The sequence below is a fragment of the Pseudomonas sp. LG1E9 genome, from assembly GCF_003290225.1.
In the GTDB taxonomy this organism is placed as follows: Bacteria; Pseudomonadota; Gammaproteobacteria; order Pseudomonadales; family Pseudomonadaceae; genus Aquipseudomonas; species Aquipseudomonas cyclaminis.
On sequence record NZ_CP029983.1, the window covers coordinates 2,250,907 to 2,267,620 of the forward strand.

Below are 16,714 nucleotides of genomic sequence, written 5' to 3' on the forward strand. Positions count from 1 at the left end.
TTTACGCTTCCCCCAAATAGGCTTTGATCACTTCAGGATTGTCGCGGATCTGCTCCGGCGTCCCGTCGGCCAGCGGCGTGCCCTGGTTGATCACCACGATGTGGTCGGAAATGCTCATGACCAGTTTCATGTCGTGTTCGATCAACAGCACCGTGGCGTTGTTTTCCTCACGCAGCACGCCGATCAGCGCCTTGAGGTCTTCGGTTTCCCTAGGGTTCAGGCCGGCCGCTGGTTCGTCGAGCATGAGGATCCGCGGGCGGGTCATCATGCAGCGGGCGATTTCCAGGCGACGTTGCTGACCATAGGCCAGGGTGCCGGCAGGGCGGTTGGCGAACTCGGTCAAGTTGACCTTGTCCAGCCAGTACTCCGCATACTCCATGGCCTCGCGCTCGCTTTTGCGGAACGCCGGGGTCTTGAACAGGCCTGCAAAGAAGTTGGTGTTCAGGTGACGGTGTTGGGCGATCAACAGGTTCTCGACCGCCGTCATGTCCTTGAACAACCGCACGTTCTGGAAGGTACGCACCACGCCCTTGCGGGCGATCTCGTGGCCGGCCAAACCCTGGATCGGCTGACCGTCCAGCAGGATGCTGCCACCGCTCGGCTTGTAGAAGCCGGTGAGGCAGTTGAACACTGTGGTCTTGCCGGCGCCGTTGGGGCCGATCAATGCCACTACCTGTTTCTCCTTGACGGTCAGGGCCACGCCGTTGACCGCCAGCAAACCGCCAAAGCGCATGCTCAGATTTTCGACTTTCAGGATCTCGCGGCTCATTTGCGCAGCTCCATGTGTGGACGTTGCATGGGCAGCAGGCCTTGAGGGCGCCAGATCATCATCAGCACCATCATGGCGCCGAACATCAACATGCGGTATTCGCTGAACTCACGCATCATTTCCGGCAGCAGGATCATCACGATTGCCGCCAGGATCACGCCCAGTTGCGAGCCCATGCCACCCAGAACCACGATGGCGAGGATGATCGCCGATTCGATAAAGGTGAACGACTCCGGGGTGACCAGGCCTTGGCGCGCAGCAAAGAAGCTGCCGGCGAAACCGGCGAACGCGGCACCGAGGGTGAAGGCGGAGAGCTTGATGATGGTCGGGTTCAGGCCCAGGGCGCGGCAGGCGATCTCATCTTCGCGCAGCGCTTCCCATGCACGGCCAATCGGCATGCGCAGCAAGCGGTTGATCACGAACAGTGCTGCCAGCGCCAGCAACAGCGCAACCAGGTACAGGAACACCACTTTGCTCACCGGGTTGTAGGCAATCCCGAAGTACTCGTGGAAAGTCTGCATGCCCTCGGCGGCGGTGCGGTCGAACGACAGACCGAAGAACGTTGGCTTGGGGATGCTGCTGATGCCGTTGGGGCCGCCGGTGATGTCCGTGAGGTTACGCAGGAACAGGCGGATGATTTCCCCGAAGCCCAACGTCACGATGGCCAGGTAGTCACCGCGCAGGCGCAGCACCGGGAAGCCCAGCAGGAAGCCGAACGTGGCCGCCGCCATGCCGGCCAGCGGCAGGCAGATCCAGAAGCTCCAGCCCAGGTAGTGCGAGAGCAGCGCGTAGGTGTAGGCACCCACGGCGTAGAAGCCCACATAGCCCAGATCGAGCAGGCCGGCGAGGCCCACCACGATGTTCAGGCCCAGGCCCAGCAGCACGTAGATCAGGATCAGGGTAGCGATATCCACCGCCCCGCGCGAGCCGAAGAACGGCCAGATCAACGCGGCCACGATCAGGCCGATGATGATGTAGCGCTGGGTACGCGGCAGGGTCAGGAATTGGCTGACCTTGGGCGATACCAACGGGCCGCGGTTGCGCTTGAGCAAGGCACCGACCTGATCGCTGAACAGCACGCGCAGGAACATCAGCACCGAGCACAGGGCAATGATGGTCAGGGTCACGGGACCGGTGCCATGCACTTCCAGGTTGATGCCGACAATGCTCAGCTTGAGGCCGAGTACCGGAAAGGCCACGGCCCATACCAGCAAGGCGCTGAAAAACGCCGATTTAAGATATCTGCTCATACTTTCTCAACCTCCGGACGGCCCAGGATGCCGGTCGGACGGAACAACAGCACCAGAACCAACAGGCCGAACGCGACGACGTCCTTGTATTGGTCGCCGAAGATATCGGCACCAAACGCCTCGGCCACACCCAGCACCAGCCCGCCGAGCATCGCGCCCGGGATACTGCCGATGCCGCCCAATACCGCCGCGGTAAAGGCCTTGAGCCCTACCAGGAAACCGGCGTTGGGGTTGATCACGCCGTACTGCATGCTCAGCAGCACCGCCGCAACAGCGGCCAGCGCGGCACCGATCACGAAGGTCAGGGCGATGATGTTGTTGGTGTTGATGCCCAGCAGGTTGGCCATCTTGATGTCTTCGGCGCAGGCCCGGCAGGCGCGCCCCAGACGGGAGCGGGAGATGAACAGGGTCAAGCCCAGCATCGCCACCAGGGTGACGACGAAAACCAGGACCTGCATGTACGAAATCAGCACTTCTTGTGCGCCACCCGGGCCGAAGGAGAAGCTCCCCGGGATCAGGTTGGGAATGGACTTGTCCTTGGAGTCCTGGGACAGCAGTACGGTGTTCTGCAGGAAAATCGACATGCCGATGGCGGAAATCAGCGGGATCAGGCGGTTGCTGCCACGCAAGGGACGGTAGGCAACACGCTCGATACTGTAGCCATAGGCACTGGTCACGATGATCGACGCGAGGAACGCAGCGGTCATCAACAGAGGCAGGGAGTGGATACCCATCATGGCCAGCCCGGCAAGGGCGATGAAGGCCACGTAGGAACCAATCATGTACACCTCGCCATGGGCGAAGTTGATCATTCCAATGATGCCGTAAACCATTGTGTAGCCAATGGCTATCAAGGCATAGGTGCTGCCAATGGTCAGGCCATTAACCAGCTGTTGGAAAAAATGATAGATCTCAGGCATTACAGCGCTCCTAAAAACCCGATACGCATTTCACTGGTGGAGTCATTTCCGGCCTGTGCCCTGTTCTGTGACCAGGTTGCACAAAGCGTTTGCCAGCGAACCGCTGGTGACGGTTTTAAGATTTTCAGGTGAGCCAGCGCCCGGATCGCGGGTGACAGGCCCATAAACCTCGTAAAACAAAGCCCACTGCTCTCACAGTGGGCTTGTTGGACCAGTAACGCCTGGCTTACTGAGGGGAAACTTCGGTTTTTGGTTTGCCGAAGTGCCATTCGTAGACCACGAACTTGAAGTCCTTCAGGTCGCCCTTGGCGTCGAAGCTCAGGTCGCCGGTAGGGGTCTTGAAGGTGCCCGCGTGGATGGCTTCGGCCACTTTGGCGGTGTCTTCGCTTTTCGCTGCCTTGATGCCGCCGGCAATCACTTCGATGGCCGAATAGGCTGGGAACACGAATGGACCGGTTGGGTCCTGCTTGTTCTTGGCGAACTCTTCAACGATGGCTTTGTTGGCCGGGTCAGTGTCGAAGGACTTAGGCAGGGTGACCAGCAGGCCTTCGGAAGCGCCCTGGGCGATTTGCGAGATGGAGTCGTTGCCGACGCCTTCCGGGCCCATGAACTTGGCGTTCAGGCCTTTTTCCTTGGCTTGGCGCAGGATCAGGCCCAGCTCAGGGTGGTAGCCGCCGTAGTAGACGAAGTCGACGTTGGCTTGCTTGAGCTTCTGGATGATCGAGGAGAAGTCTTTGTCGCCGGCGTTCAGGCCTTCGAAGACGGCCACTTTCACGTTCTTGCCTTCGAGGGTCTTTTTGACGGCGGTGGCGATACCTTCACCGTATTGCTGCTTGTCGTGCAGGACTGCAACGATTTTCGGCTTCACGTGGTCGGCGATGTAGTTGCCGGCCGCTGGGCCTTGGGCGCTGTCCAGGCCAATGGTGCGGAAGATCAGCTTGTAGCCACGGGCGGTGATATCCGGGCTGGTGGCTGCCGGGGTAATCATGATCACGCCTTCGTCTTCATAAATGTCGGACGCTGGCTGAGTGGAGCTGGAGCAGAGGTGACCGACCACGAACTTGACGCCGTCGTTGACTACTTTGTTGGCCACGGCCACGGCTTGTTTAGGATCGCAAGCGTCGTCGTATTCCTTGGCTTCAAGCATTTTGCCGTCGACGCCGCCTTTGGCGTTGATGTCGGCGATTGCCTGCTTGGCACCCATGAATTGCATGTCGCCGTATTGCGTTACAGGACCCGTCTTCGGACCGGCGATGCCGATCTTGATGGTGTCAGCTGCGAACGAATGGCCGGCAACCCCAGCCAGGACCATAGCGGCAAACAGTTTGGAAATCTGCTTAGTAGCCTTATTCATAGTGCTCCACTCTTACTGTTGTATTTTTTATAGTTCTAGCGGCCTTGTGAGCTGCAGAACCGGATCAGATATTTCGGATATCCCCCCGGCAGTGCCCTGGCAACTGTACCGGTACAGTGTAGAGCGCCGATTCATCGCTTGAAAAGCTGGCTGCTGGGGGCAAAAGCCGGGTGTGTCGCTATAATGAAAGAAAAAGACAGAATTGCGGCGGGGTGATGCCAGAGTTTCGGGCAATCCTTGGCTTTCCTGACACTTTCTATCGATGACTCATTTGCAACTGGGTTTTTCTAGCTTGGTCGCGACGTTATGATTGCGCCGATTTTTTCCCAAGGTGAATTCCCATGACGCAAGAACCTAGCACCCTCTATGCCAAGCTGCTCGGTGAAACGGCCGAAATTTCCTGGAAGGAGCTTGAGCCGTTCTTTGCCAAGGGTGCCCTATTGTGGGTCGACGCCGATCTGGATTTGATCGAAGCCGCCGAGGGAATGGCCGAGGACAACCGTGACAAAGTCGCTGCCTGGCTGGCCTCGGGCAGCCTGGGCGAAGTGTCTGCAACGCGGGCATTGGACCTTGTGGCGCGTGACCCTGGCTTGTGGGCGGTGGTAGTTTCGCCGTGGATACTGATCCAGGAAAGGGCGGCGCAATAGCTGTTGGCACCAAAACGGTGCGCGCAATCCCGCTGCAAAAGTGTGTAGCCGAGTAACCGCAATCGACGTGATGGCATGTTGCCGTGAAGAAAGGTCACAGCTCAGGGTGACGTGCGCGTCATGGGAACAGTTTTCCCGTGGGCGAACGGCTGGGAGAATTGTTTCTCGGTGTTAATAGATGGAAGTCGGAGGTCAGAACATTCCGTAGGAAGCGGTGAATTCCGGTAAAGTTCGCCGCTTGTTACCCGGAGCTAGTTATGCCGTCAGCGCTGCCCCCTTTAGCCAAGCCCTCGCACCAACTGCTTTACCTTATCTACGGTAATCAGGACGTTTATCGGCGCGAAGCCAAATTCAGCATCCTCACCGCCTTGTCCCAGCTGAAAGCGGGCGAGTCGTTGTGCATTCGGGTCATGACCGATCGCCCCCAGGACTACCTCGGCTGGCCGGTTGAAACCATCACCCTGGATGAACAGACCCTGACCCAATGGCAGGGTGAGAACGGCTATACCCACCGCCGCAAGGCCTGCGCGATTGCCCACGGGCTGACGCTGGCGGACAAAACCCTGTTTGTCGACACCGACACCCTGTTCCTCAAATCCCCCCATCGTGTGTTCGAGTTGATCGAGCCGGGCCAGTACGTGATGGATGGCTTCGAGTACGACTGGAGTTACGTCTGCCAGCGTGCGGACTACCTCAAGCTGGGCGAACACCTACAGGCCCACGGCATCTGTGCCGATAACAGCTTCAAGCTCTACAACAGTGGCCTGTGCGGTGTGCGCGCCAGTGATGCGCCGCTGCTCGAAGCGTCTATCCGCCTGATCGACGAGTGGACCCAGCACACGTTCGATATCCACACCATCGAGCAAATCGCGATTTCCTTTGCGATGCGCGATCAGAAGGTGCGCGAGGCGCGCAAGTTCGTGCATCACTACTTTGCCGACAAGCGCTTCTTCCATGCCATGCAGGCGCACTTCTTCACGCTGCACGGTGAGGTATTCGGTCCCGAGTTGGTAGCGCGTTGCCTGGATGTGCCGCAGGTCAAGCCCGTGCCGTCGCCCTGGCAGCGGCTGCGTATCAAATGGAAGCTGCGCAATCAGCGCAAACACGTCAAAAAGGTCGGCCGCGATTTGCTCTACGGCAGTTCGGCACCTGAGCATCCGTACTACGACGTGTGCCGACATGGCTGGTGGGAATCGGCATCGCGGGAGATTCGCGGCTGGAATGAGGCCGAGCAGAAGCGCTTTTTCGGCGCGAAAGACGCTGGCTGGCCGAAGCATTTCCCCCGGCCTGCCAAGCGCGCTGACGAAAAGACCATCATTGCGTTCCTGCGCCAACGCATGACGCACTGAGGTTGCGGCGGCGCCACGCGGCGCCGTCGCACAGTGCTAGGCGGTTTTGCCGGTGTGGTTGTTCAACGAAATTACCTTGGTCTTGCCGATGCGGTGACGGTAGATCTCGCGCAGGTACTTGATCGCTTTCTTCACGCAGTCCCGTGACAGACGAATGTCATTGATCGACACGAACTTGTCTTTGTCGTTGATCAACTCGCGGTACTTCTTTTCATACATCGGCTTGATCGCGTACCAGTTGGTGTCGAGGATCTTCGCCGGGTTTTCAAACTCGTTGAGCAACTCGTCGATCCGGTCTTCGTCGAAGTCCTCGTGGATGATGAAGTCCAGGATCGAGTTGTCCAGGGTGTCGTCGAAGCGGTACGGGTTGCGTGCGAAGCAGCGTTTGATAAAGGCCACGATCAGCGTCAGGAAGTCATCCGACAGGCACGGGCTCTTGGCGATCAAGGTGGTCAGCGACAGGTTGGCCGAGGCGCCGATCACCAGGGCATAGCGCTTGAGGGTGGTGTTGGGGAACAGGCTGTTGAGGTGGGTCTTGAGCCGGTTCAGGTCCATATAGGACAGCTTGTAGTCCTTGGGCAGCGAGACGATGGACACCACCGACGAGCAGTTCTTGAAGAAGTGCAGGTCGTGCAGCGCCGCCGCGTCATAGCCGGAGTTCTTGTACTGCTCCAGGGACGCCTTGTAGCGCTTGGACTCGATCGGCAACAGGCTGATGCCTTCGATGGCCTGGGTGACTTTGTTGAAGTGCGGCAGGTCGATGGAGCGGAAGAACAGGTCGTCGATGTTCAGGCGTTGCGGCTCTTTTTCGAAGACTTTGAACTTGTCATTCGACGGCGCCGGGGTTTCCGGGACCACGGACTCGGCGTAAGCAATCGCCACCGGGCCGGCCAGGCTCATGAACAGGTCGTTGGCGTCCAGGCGGATGGTTTCGCCGATGTCGATGCCGGCGCGACGGAAGTAGTTCTGGTCGTAGTCGGTGGTCACGGCCTGGGCGGTGAGGATGTTGAAGATCTGTTGGGAGATGTACTGGTTGGCGTGTTTTTCCATGGCATTGACGTCAATGTTCTGGATGTTGCCGTCATCGCTTTCTTCGGCGTAACGCATGATGTCGTTGGAGATCAGCATCATCGCGTTCCACGGACGGATACGCCCCTTCACACTGGCTTCGCTGCTGTCCTCGTTGTCGAAGTTATACGAGAAGTCCCACTCTTCCGACAGGTATTTGCACAGCAGCCGTCCGGCATTGATGTGCAACGCTTCGGACATTTCGCTGCGGTGATCGGAAATATTCGGCAGTACGCAAATGCCGCTGGTGAAGATCGGTTCGAAGACGAAAGCGTGGCCGCTCTTGCTGTCGTGCTCGTCGGCGGGCTTGGTGTCGAACGTCTTGTTCATGTACGAGTGCTGCTGGGCCAGGCCGAATTCCGAGGCCATGCCCGAGCCGGTGCCGCCACCGGCGCTGAAGATCGAAAAATACAGGCGCGACTGGTTGGCCTTGATACCGCAGGAGTCGATCAGGTACGAGTGGATCATCTTCCAGTCAGGGCTGGAAAAACGCTGGGTGTCTTTATTGAGAATGATCTTGGCCAGGTACTGGCCGAGGATCGGCGCATTACCGGCGCCGCCGGCATGGACTTCCGACAGGTCCATGATTTTCATCTTGCTGTAGTCGCGCAGGAAGCCGCTTTTTTCGCTCTTGCGCGAGAAGCGGATACGCCCGGCAATGTCCTTGTCCAGGTCGCCGAGCATCACCAATGGTTCCACCAGGAACACCGGCTTGCTGGCTTTGCCGCCGCCCAGGCGCAGGTTGTTGCGGATCCACTGGGTGGGGCTGTAACCCTTGTCCTGATGGCTCTTTTTAAATTGAAGCTTATCTTCGTTGCTGAACTCGTTCAGGTAGAACTTGCGCGCGTTGTACACCAACTCCGCCACGTCCAGCGCAATGTTCGAACCGCAGCGCCCCAGGCCGATCAGGCACACCGAGGGGAATTCCTGCTCGCTGCGCTGCTCGCCGTCCATTTCCAACTGAGCCGGGCGCGGGAACACCATGTCGCGCAGGCCGTCGAGGTTATCGAGGATGCGGTCGGTATTGGTCTCGGTGAAGTACAGGTATTGCTGGGTGGACAGCGGGCGGGCGCTGCTCGATGACTTTGAACCTGAGGATTTTTCCGCAGGAGCTGTGGGCAACACGTCGGATACCACGGTGGCAGAGTTATTTTTAGAAGTCATGGTGCGCCATGTGCCTGGGCGGATGGCTGAAAAGAATAAAACGGCCATCACGGAGTGGGAGTTCGCGACTTTGCAGTGCGTCCTTGTCCGGGATAATCGGGTTTGACCCTGTGTTCTCAGGACAAACCTGGCCGGACTCTGATGAATCGGCCGTTTGTCGGGAATCTTGAGATAAATGATGGCGAAATGCCAAAGATTCGGCGTCAGCGAATTGGCCTGACGATGGAAGGGGTGCCTGAGCGCGCCGGGGACGGTTCTTTCGGCGGGCTGGTGTCCTTGGCCGCCGTGCCGCTCAACGGATTGAGCGGGTTGCGCATATCGATACCCTGCATCACGCCGATGATGTCGCTGGCGGGCACCGCCGGGCTCAGTAGGTAGCCCTGGACGTAATCACAGCCGTGCTTGAGCAGCAAGTCGAACTGGGCCTGGGTTTCCACGCCTTCGGTCACCACGTGCAGGTGCAGGGTATGGGCCATGCCGATGATCGCCTGGACGATTTCGATATCGGTCGCCGACTTGGGAATGTCCTGGATAAACGAACGATCGATCTTCAAGGTGTTGAGCGGCAGGCGCTTGAGGTAGGCGAGGGAGGAGTAGCCGGTGCCGAAGTCGTCGATGGACAGCGACACACCCAGCGCCCGGATTTGCCGCAACAGCGCCAGGGTGCTGCTGATGTTGCCCATCAGCGCATTTTCAGTCACTTCCAGTTCCAGGCGGTCGGCGCCGATTCCGCTGAAGCGCAGGGCGTCCTCGATTTCGTCCGCCAGCTCATCGCGGGCCAGGTTCAGGGCCGAGCAATTCACCGTCATGGTCAGGTCGGTATAGCCTCGGTCGCAGAGCAGGCTCAAGTCGTGGCAGGCCTGGCGCAGTACCCAGTGGTCGAGGTCGGCGATCAGCCCGTTGCTTTCGGCAATGCCGATAAAACGGTCCGGGGCCAGCAGCCCATGTTGCGGATGTTGCCAGCGCACCAAGGCTTCCAGGCGCGTGACCTTGCCCAGTTTCATGTCAAAGATCGGTTGGTAGAACAGCACCAGTTGGTTCTGGGCGCGCAGGGCGCTGCGCAGTTCTTCTTCCAATTGCAGTTCGAGGAAGGCCCTGGTTTTCAGGTTGGAGCTGAAGAAGTTGAGACTGTTACGTCCCGTTTCTTTGGACTGGTACAGCGCCAGATCGGCGGTCTTCAGCAGCTCTTCGCAGGTCGCGCCGTCATCGGGAAACAGGCTGATGCCGATGCTGGTGGTCATTACCATGCGCCGGCCGGCCAGTTCGATGGGCTCTTTCATTTTCTGCATGATGCGCTGGGCCAGGTGCCGCGCTTCGTCGCGGTGGTGGACGCTGATCAGGATGCAGAACTCATCGCCGCCAAACCGGGCGACCACGTCTGCGTGGCTGCGCACCGAGCCTTTGATATGGCTGGCGAGTACGGTGAGCAATTGATCGCCGGCGTCATGGCCGAGGCTGTCGTTGATGCGCTTGAAGTGGTCGATGTCCAGGAAAATCACCGCCATCATGCCGTTTGACGCGGTCTTTTCGGCGATTTTTTCCGCAAAGATCTGATTGAAACCCCGGCGATTGAGCAGGCTGGTCAGGGCGTCGTAATGGGCCACCTGTTGCAGGGAGGCACGCGCCTGGTCCAGTTCGCTGAGCAGCGCGTTGACCCGTCGCAGGTCGCGCTCCTTGTGTTGCAGCTTCTTGTCCGCCAGGGCCGCGCTGATGCTGCTGCCGATCACCAGCAAGGTGATCACGGCGACCGACAGACCCAGTTGGATGGGGTTGTTGTCCTGCGTCAACGAAAGGTCGGCGCCCGTGGGCACAATCAGTCGCATCGCCGCCATGCCGGTAAAATGCATGCTCAGAATGCCCGCGCCCAGCACCAGGCTGGCGGCGTATTTGAGCAGTTGATGAAAGACCCCGGCGCCGGTGCGCAGGTAGCTGGACAGCAACAACGCCGCCAGGCTGGCGCCCATGGCGATGCCCAGGGACGCAAAGAACAGCCCCGACTCGAAGTACATCTGAGCCTGGGAGTGCATGGCCGACATGCCGACGTAGTGCATCAAGGTGATGCCAAACCCCATCCACACCGACGCCAGCAGGTACTGGTGCAAGCGCACATTGGTATGACTGAGGGTTTTCATGGCGAACAATGAGGCGATCAGGGCGATCAGCAGCGACGCGAACGTGGTGATCAGTTCGTAGTGAATGGCAATGGGCGCCTGGAAGGCCAGCATGCTGATGAAGTGGGTGGACCAGATGCCACCCGCCAGGCATCCGGCACCCAGCCAGCGCCAGTGGCGGCGCGCGGTGGGGTCTTCGACATGGCCAACGCGTTCGGCCATGTCCAGCGTGCCGAACCCCGCCGCACAGGCGACCAGGTAGGCCAGTAGCACCAGGAAAGGGTTATGACTGCAATTGAGTAATAAGTGCCCGTTCTCTGGAAGGTCGGTAAAGAAGTGCAGACCCAGCCATTCCATAGCATGTCCTGTCATAGCGTCACGTCACAGCCTACGGCAGCGACCTATGAGGTCGAGTATAGAAGCCTCGAAGGATTTGCCAGGGATAATGGCACTTTGCTCTCAATGATTTTGGCATGCCGCTCATAGCGATTAATGCTAAGCGCTGATGGGCAGCTCCAATTCGAATGGCGCTTGCAACGGCGGCAGGCCAAATGCGGCGCGGGCTGCATCGCAATCGAGGCTCTGCTCGCCCTGGCTCCACGACGCATCGAATTCTCGGCAGGTGCTTGAGCGTTGCTCATAAATTGAGCAGCTGGTGCCTTTGCCGACTTCGCCTTCAAGGCTGCAGCAGCGCGCGGGCTTCTGGTCGGTGCCGATCATCGCGACGCGCGTCGGGTTGATCTGGACCACCAGGTCATCGGGCACTGTGCCGCCCGACGAGGCGCACTCACCCCAGAAGAAAGACACTCGGAAGTATGAACAGCAGGCACCGCAACTCAGACACGGACTGGCTTCGGACATGGGCGTCGTCAATAAGAAAAGTAAGAAGGGGGGCTACGGGAAGGCTCGCCATTCTATCCGTGCCATGGCCGTTGGGAAGAGGGGCGCGCACTTATATTTTTGTAGGCGAAGTCCCGTAGCGCCGGGTGAAATCATGCCCTATCAGCTTTACGAATCATTACAGACAACCTGGGCTCGCCTGACTATGTTGCAGGTACCGGGCAGGATGCATCGGGCATCGCAGCTCTCATAACAATAAAAGAGACGGACCCATGCAGAACTCGACCCAAGCGGCGAATGCCTGGCGCATTCTGTTCCTGCTGTTTCTGGCCAACCTGTTCAACTTCTTCGATCGCACCATTCCGGCGATCATCATCGAGCCGATCCGCATGGAATGGCACCTGAGCGACTTCCAGCTCGGCATCATCGGCACGGCCTTTACCATCGTCTACGCCATTGCCGGCCTGCCGCTCGGGCGCCTGGCCGATACCGGCTCGCGTAGCAAACTGATGGGGTGGGGCCTGTTTGCATGGAGCGGGCTGACGGCGGTCAACGGTCTGGTCGGCAGTTTCTGGACGTTTTTGCTGGTGCGCATGGGCATCGGTATTGGTGAAGCCAGCTATGCGCCGGCCGCCAACTCGCTGATTGGCGACCTGTTCCCGGCGCATCGTCGCGCCCGGGCGATGGGGATTTTCATGCTGGGCCTGCCGCTGGGCCTGTTGCTGGCGTTTTTTACCATTGGTTGGATGGTCAAGGCCTTCGACAGCTGGCGCGCCCCGTTTTTTATCGCCGCCGTGCCGGGGATGATCCTCGCGGTGTTCATGTTCTATATCAAGGAACCCAAGCGCGGCGCTGCCGAAACCGTACAAGTCTCCCAGGAGCGCGTCGACCGCCCGATCCGCCGCGTGCTGGCCGTACCGACTTTTTTGTGGCTGGTGCTGGCCGGGCTGTGCTTCAACTTTGCCACCTACGCGTGCAACTCGTTTCTGGTGCCGATGCTGCAACGGTACTTCCTTATGCCGTTACAGGATGCGGCCGTTGCCACCGGGGTGATTGTCGGTTTGACCGGCTTGGTGGGGCTGACCCTGGGCGGCTGGATCGCCGACAAGATTCACCAACGGGTTGCCAATGGGCGGCTGCTGTTTGCCGCGTGCAGCCTGATCATCTCCACTGTCACGACCGCCTGGGCCTTGCATGCCGGGCGCATCGAGATTGGTGTGTTTGTGGCGCTGTTCAGTGTGGGTTGGTTGTTTGCCTATAACTTCTACACCTGTGTGTACACGGCGATCCAGGACGTGGTCGAGCCGCGCCTGCGAGCCACGGCGATGGCGTTGTTCTTTGCCGGGTTGTACTTGCTGGGCGGGGGCATGGGGCCGATTGTGGTGGGCGGATTGTCCGATCACTTTGCTCATTCGGCGATGTATGCCGATGGGGCTGCGCAGATGACCGAGGCTTATAAAGCCGTGGGTCTGCATGACGCCATGTACCTGATTCCGGTGGCGCTGTTCTTTACGATGCTGTTCTTGTTCCAGGCCTCGCGCAGTTTTGTGCGCGATGCCAAGCGCATGAAGGCCGGACTGGTGGCTGACGAGGTGCCGGCGGCTGCGGTGACGGCTTGAGATGGAGGTGATGCCATCGGGGGCAAGCCCCCTCCCACAGTTGACCGTGTTGCTCTGTCGATCATCGATCAATGTGGGAGGGGGCTTGCCCCCGATGAGCATCGGTATCGACACAACTTCCAGTGGATGCTGAATCTATGGCAAATGGGCTGTTGTGGTGAGCGGGCTTGCCCCGCGCTGGGCTGCGAAGCAGCCCCAATAACAAACACCGCGTAGCATCAGCAAGAACCCGACCACCTGGTTTTAGGGCGGCTTCGCCACCCAGCGCGGGCAAGCCCGCTCACCACAGTGTTATGTGTAAGCCTTTGAGAGTTGTGTAGATACCCATGGCGATCGGGGGCAAGCCCTAATGCCAGTCAGTTAAGGACGAACACCGTACCTGTGGCGAGGGAGCTTGCTCCCGCTGGGCCGCGAAGCGGCCCCAAAAATGGGACTGCTGCGCAGTCCAACGGGAGCAAGCTCCCTCGCCACAGGTTACTTTTTGCCCTTTTATCTCTTAACTGACCGGCATTAGGGCAAGCCCCCTCCCACATTGATCGGTGATAGACAAGACCGCTCGGTCAACTGTGGGAGGGGGCTTGCCCCCGATGAGGCCCCCAAAGCCAATAAAAAAGGCCCGCATTGCGCGGGCCTTCTTGTTCAGCGGGGCAGGGCGGTAATCAACCTGCTACCAGCACCCGAATCGCCTCCAGTCGCAGCGCCGCCTTGTCGAGCATGGCCAGGCCTTGCTCGCGTTGGTTGCGCAGGGCGACCAGCTCGCTGTCACGTACGGTCGGGTTGACCGCTTGCAACGCAGTCAGGCGCGCCAGCTCTTCGTCGGTGTCCGCTGCCAGGCGACGCTTGGCCTCGGCCACGCGCTCGGCATGTTGCGGGGTGATCTTCTCTTCACCCGCGTTGATCCGTGGCGTCAACTGGTCGCGCTGGGCCTGGATGAACTTGTTGGCGCTGGCCCGCGGCACGCTTTCCAGCTGGTCGTTGAGGGTCACGAATGACACACGCCCCGACAGGTCATTACCGTTCGCATCCAGCAGGCAGCGCAGTGCCGCCGGCGGCAGGTAGCGACCCAGTTGCAGCGCACGCGGTGCAACTACTTCGCTGACGTAGAGCAGTTCCAGCAACACGGTGCCCGGCTTGAGCGCCTTGTTCTTGATCAGCGCCACGGCGGTGTTGCCCATGGAACCGGACAGCACGAGGTCCATGCCGCCCTGCACCATCGGGTGTTCCCAGGTGATGAACTGCATGTCTTCGCGTGACAGTGCCTGATTACGGTCGTAGGTGATGGTCACACCTTCGTCGTCGCCCAGGGGGAAGCTGGCGTCGAGCATTTTTTCGCTGGGCTTGAGGATCAGCGCGTTTTCCGAATGGTCTTCGCTGTCGATGCCAAAGGCGTCAAACAGGGTTTCCATGTAGATCGGCAGGGTGAACTGGTCGTCTTGCTCAAGAATGTCTTCAACCAGTGCATCGCCTTCGCCGGCGCCGCCGGAGTTGAGTTCCAGCAGGCGGTCGCGACCGGTGTGCAGCTCTTGCTCCAGGCGCTCGCGTTCGGCACGGGCCTCGTCGATCAGGGCTTGCCACTCGCCGTCGTCGGCGTTTTCCAGCAGCGGCAGCAGGCGTGGGCCAAACTGATGCTGCAAGGCGTTGCCGGTCGGGCAGGTGTTGAGGAATGCGTTCAGCGCTTCGTGGTACCACTGGAAGAGACGCTCTTGCGGGCTGGTTTCCAGGTACGGTACGTGCAGTTCGATCACATGTTTCTGGCCGATCCGGTCCAGACGGCCGATGCGTTGTTCCAGCAGGTCGGGATGGGACGGCAGGTCGAACAGCACCAGGTGGTGGGAGAACTGGAAGTTGCGGCCTTCGGAGCCGATTTCCGAGCAGATCAGCACCTGGGCGCCGAACTCTTCATCGGCAAAGTAGGCGGCGGCGCGATCACGTTCGAGGATGTTCATACCCTCGTGGAACACCGTGGCCGGGATGCCGGAGCGCACGCGCAGGGCGTCTTCCAGGTCCATGGCGGTTTCAGCGTGGGCGCAGATCACCAGGACTTTGGTGCGCTTGAGCATTTTCAGCTGGTCGATCAGCCACTCGACGCGCGGGTCGAAGCGCCACCAGCGGTTTTCTTCGTCAATGTCCGGCTGCGACTGGAAGCTGACTTCCGGGTACAGCTCGGCGTGTTCGCCCAGCGGCAACTCCAGGTATTCATCCGGGTTCGGCATCGGGTAGGCGTGCAGCTTGCGCTCCGGGAAACCCTGCACGGCGGCACGGGTGTTACGGAACAGCACGCGGCCGGTGCCGTGGCGATCGAGCAGCTCACGCACCAGACGCGCACTGGCTTCGGCGTCGCCATCGTTGACGGCGGTGAGCAGCGCTTCGCCTTCGTTACCGAGGAAACCCTGGATGGTCTTGTGGGCGGTCGGCGACAGGCGGCCCTTATCGAGCAGTTCCTGCACGGCTTCGGCCACCGGACGATAGTTTTCGCTCTCGGCGCGGAAGGCCTGCAGATCGTGGAAGCGGTTCGGGTCCAACAGGCGCAGGCGCGCGAAGTGGCTGTCCTGGCCCAGTTGCTCCGGGGTGGCGGTGAGCAGCAGCACGCCTGGTATCACTTCGGCGAGTTGCTCGACGAGAGAGTATTGCGGGCTGGCTTTTTCTTCATGCCAGACCAGGTGGTGGGCTTCGTCGACTACCAGCAAGTCCCAGCCAGCGGCGAACAGCGCGTCCTGGGCCTTCTCGTCGTCCACCAGCCATTCCAGGGCCACGAGGGCCAACTGGGTGTCTTCGAACGGGTTGGCGGCATCGCTTTCGATGAAGCGTTCTTCGTCGAACAGCGCGACCTGCAGGTTGAAGCGGCGGCGCATTTCCACCAGCCACTGGTGTTGCAGGTTTTCCGGGACCAGGATCAACACGCGGTTGGCGCGGCCCGAGAGCAACTGGCGATGGATCACCAGGCCGGCTTCGATGGTCTTGCCCAGGCCGACTTCGTCAGCCAGCAATACCCGCGGTGCGATACGGTCAGCGACTTCACGGGCGATGTGCAGTTGGTGAGCAATAGGTTGCGCGCGTACGCCACCCAGGCCCCACAGCGTGGACTGCAACTGGCGGCTGGTGTGTTCCAGGGTGTGATAGCGCAGCGAGAACCAGGCCAGCGGGTCGATCTGGCCGGCGAACAGACGGTCGCTGGCCAGGCGGAACTGGATAAAGTTGGAGAGTTGGGTTTCCGGCAGGGTGACCTGTTCGTTCTGCCCATTGAGGCCGTGGTAGACCAGCAGACCGTCGACGTCGTCGACTTCCTGTACGGTCATTTTCCAGCCTTCGAAATGGGTGATGGAGTCACCCGGCGAGAACCTCACACGGGTGAGGGGCGCATTCCGTAGCGCATACTGGCGAGTGTCGCCAGTGGCCGGATAGAGCACGGTCAACAAGCGGCCGTCCTGTGCCAGAACGGTGCCTAACCCCAGCTCTGCTTCGCTGTCACTAATCCAGCGTTGCCCCGGTTGATACTGCTGCGCCATGCTGCCTGACTCCCGCCGTGAAAAAGCCGACTATCTTAACGGAACAAGGCCCGCAGCCAAAGGACTCTGACAAAAACTACTCCGTTTGAGTGCAGGGCAGAGTGCTGAATCGACGGG

11 protein-coding genes are annotated in these 16,714 nt (G+C 59.9%); 3 read left to right on the forward strand and 8 right to left on the reverse strand.

Annotated features, from left to right (window positions below; translation table 11 throughout):
* Nucleotide 1: 1 nt before the first annotated feature.
* The 4 genes from livG to DNK50_RS10610 all read right to left on the reverse strand — a co-directional run bounded on the left by livG (nucleotide 2) and on the right by DNK50_RS10610 (nucleotide 4,293).
* Complete coding sequence (livG, locus tag DNK50_RS10595) at nucleotides 2-769, reverse strand: high-affinity branched-chain amino acid ABC transporter ATP-binding protein LivG (RefSeq protein WP_099583310.1); 768 nt, start codon at nucleotides 767-769, stop codon at nucleotides 2-4.
* Entirely contained in the window at nucleotides 766-2,019 is a 1,254-nt protein-coding gene (locus tag DNK50_RS10600) for a high-affinity branched-chain amino acid ABC transporter permease LivM (RefSeq protein WP_099583309.1), read from the reverse strand. Before DNK50_RS10600 ends, livG begins: the two co-directional genes overlap by 4 nt.
* Entirely contained in the window at nucleotides 2,016-2,939 is a 924-nt protein-coding gene (gene livH / locus DNK50_RS10605; protein ID WP_112193903.1) for a high-affinity branched-chain amino acid ABC transporter permease LivH, read from the reverse strand. The genes DNK50_RS10600 and livH overlap by 4 nt, the downstream gene beginning before the upstream one ends.
* Nucleotides 2,940-3,165: 226 nt before the next feature.
* Nucleotides 3,166-4,293: a branched-chain amino acid ABC transporter substrate-binding protein gene (locus DNK50_RS10610; protein ID WP_112193905.1), complete on the reverse strand. Its 1,128-nt coding sequence runs from the start codon at nucleotides 4,291-4,293 to the stop codon at nucleotides 3,166-3,168.
* A 341-nt stretch (nucleotides 4,294-4,634) separates the two neighbouring features.
* Here DNK50_RS10610 and DNK50_RS10615 point away from each other — a divergent pair, with 341 nt between their 5' ends.
* Complete coding sequence (locus DNK50_RS10615) at nucleotides 4,635-4,940, forward strand: DUF2288 domain-containing protein (RefSeq protein ID WP_112193908.1); 306 nt, start codon at nucleotides 4,635-4,637, stop codon at nucleotides 4,938-4,940.
* A 257-nt stretch (nucleotides 4,941-5,197) separates the two neighbouring features.
* Entirely contained in the window at nucleotides 5,198-6,289 is a 1,092-nt protein-coding gene (locus DNK50_RS10620; RefSeq protein ID WP_112193910.1) for a hypothetical protein, read from the forward strand.
* 36 nt (nucleotides 6,290-6,325) lie between these two features.
* Here DNK50_RS10620 and DNK50_RS10625 read toward each other — a convergent pair whose 3' ends face one another.
* The 3 genes from DNK50_RS10625 to DNK50_RS10635 all read right to left on the reverse strand — a co-directional run bounded on the left by DNK50_RS10625 (nucleotide 6,326) and on the right by DNK50_RS10635 (nucleotide 11,493).
* Nucleotides 6,326-8,521, reverse strand: a complete 2,196-nt coding sequence (locus tag DNK50_RS10625) for a hypothetical protein (RefSeq protein ID WP_112193912.1) — start codon at nucleotides 8,519-8,521, stop codon at nucleotides 6,326-6,328.
* A 203-nt stretch (nucleotides 8,522-8,724) separates the two neighbouring features.
* A complete protein-coding gene (locus tag DNK50_RS10630) occupies nucleotides 8,725-10,989 on the reverse strand; it encodes a bifunctional diguanylate cyclase/phosphodiesterase (protein WP_112193914.1) in 2,265 nt (754 codons plus the stop codon).
* 138 nt (nucleotides 10,990-11,127) lie between these two features.
* A complete protein-coding gene (locus tag DNK50_RS10635; RefSeq protein ID WP_099583304.1) occupies nucleotides 11,128-11,493 on the reverse strand; it encodes a YkgJ family cysteine cluster protein in 366 nt (121 codons plus the stop codon).
* 251 nt (nucleotides 11,494-11,744) lie between these two features.
* Here DNK50_RS10635 and DNK50_RS10645 point away from each other — a divergent pair, with 251 nt between their 5' ends.
* Nucleotides 11,745-13,091 carry an MFS transporter gene (locus DNK50_RS10645; protein ID WP_112193918.1) on the forward strand — a complete coding sequence of 449 codons (1,347 nt, stop codon included), beginning with the start codon at nucleotides 11,745-11,747 and terminating at the stop codon, nucleotides 13,089-13,091.
* 659 nt (nucleotides 13,092-13,750) lie between these two features.
* Here DNK50_RS10645 and rapA read toward each other — a convergent pair.
* Nucleotides 13,751-16,597, reverse strand: coding sequence for an RNA polymerase-associated protein RapA (gene rapA / locus DNK50_RS10650; RefSeq protein WP_112193920.1), 2,847 nt, complete (start codon nucleotides 16,595-16,597; stop codon nucleotides 13,751-13,753).
* Between the last annotated feature and the right edge of the window lie 117 nt (nucleotides 16,598-16,714).

Excerpts from the sequence above, each read along its gene's own strand:
- DNK50_RS10625 (WP_112193912.1), bottom strand. The coding sequence starts at position 8,521 with ATGACTTCTAAAAATAACTCTGCCACCGTGGTATCCGACGTGTTGCCC.
- DNK50_RS10610 (WP_112193905.1), bottom strand. The coding sequence starts at position 4,293 with ATGAATAAGGCTACTAAGCAGATTTCCAAACTGTTTGCCGCTATGGTC.
- DNK50_RS10630 (WP_112193914.1), bottom strand. The coding sequence starts at position 10,989 with ATGGAATGGCTGGGTCTGCACTTCTTTACCGACCTTCCAGAGAACGGG.
- DNK50_RS10645 (WP_112193918.1), top strand. The coding sequence starts at position 11,745 with ATGCAGAACTCGACCCAAGCGGCGAATGCCTGGCGCATTCTGTTCCTG.
- livG (WP_099583310.1), bottom strand. The coding sequence starts at position 769 with ATGAGCCGCGAGATCCTGAAAGTCGAAAATCTGAGCATGCGCTTTGGC.
- DNK50_RS10615 (WP_112193908.1), top strand. The coding sequence starts at position 4,635 with ATGACGCAAGAACCTAGCACCCTCTATGCCAAGCTGCTCGGTGAAACG.
- rapA (WP_112193920.1), bottom strand. The coding sequence starts at position 16,597 with ATGGCGCAGCAGTATCAACCGGGGCAACGCTGGATTAGTGACAGCGAA.
- DNK50_RS10600 (WP_099583309.1), bottom strand. The coding sequence starts at position 2,019 with ATGAGCAGATATCTTAAATCGGCGTTTTTCAGCGCCTTGCTGGTATGG.
- DNK50_RS10620 (WP_112193910.1), top strand. The coding sequence starts at position 5,198 with ATGCCGTCAGCGCTGCCCCCTTTAGCCAAGCCCTCGCACCAACTGCTT.
- DNK50_RS10635 (WP_099583304.1), bottom strand. The coding sequence starts at position 11,493 with ATGTCCGAAGCCAGTCCGTGTCTGAGTTGCGGTGCCTGCTGTTCATAC.
- livH (WP_112193903.1), bottom strand. The coding sequence starts at position 2,939 with ATGCCTGAGATCTATCATTTTTTCCAACAGCTGGTTAATGGCCTGACC.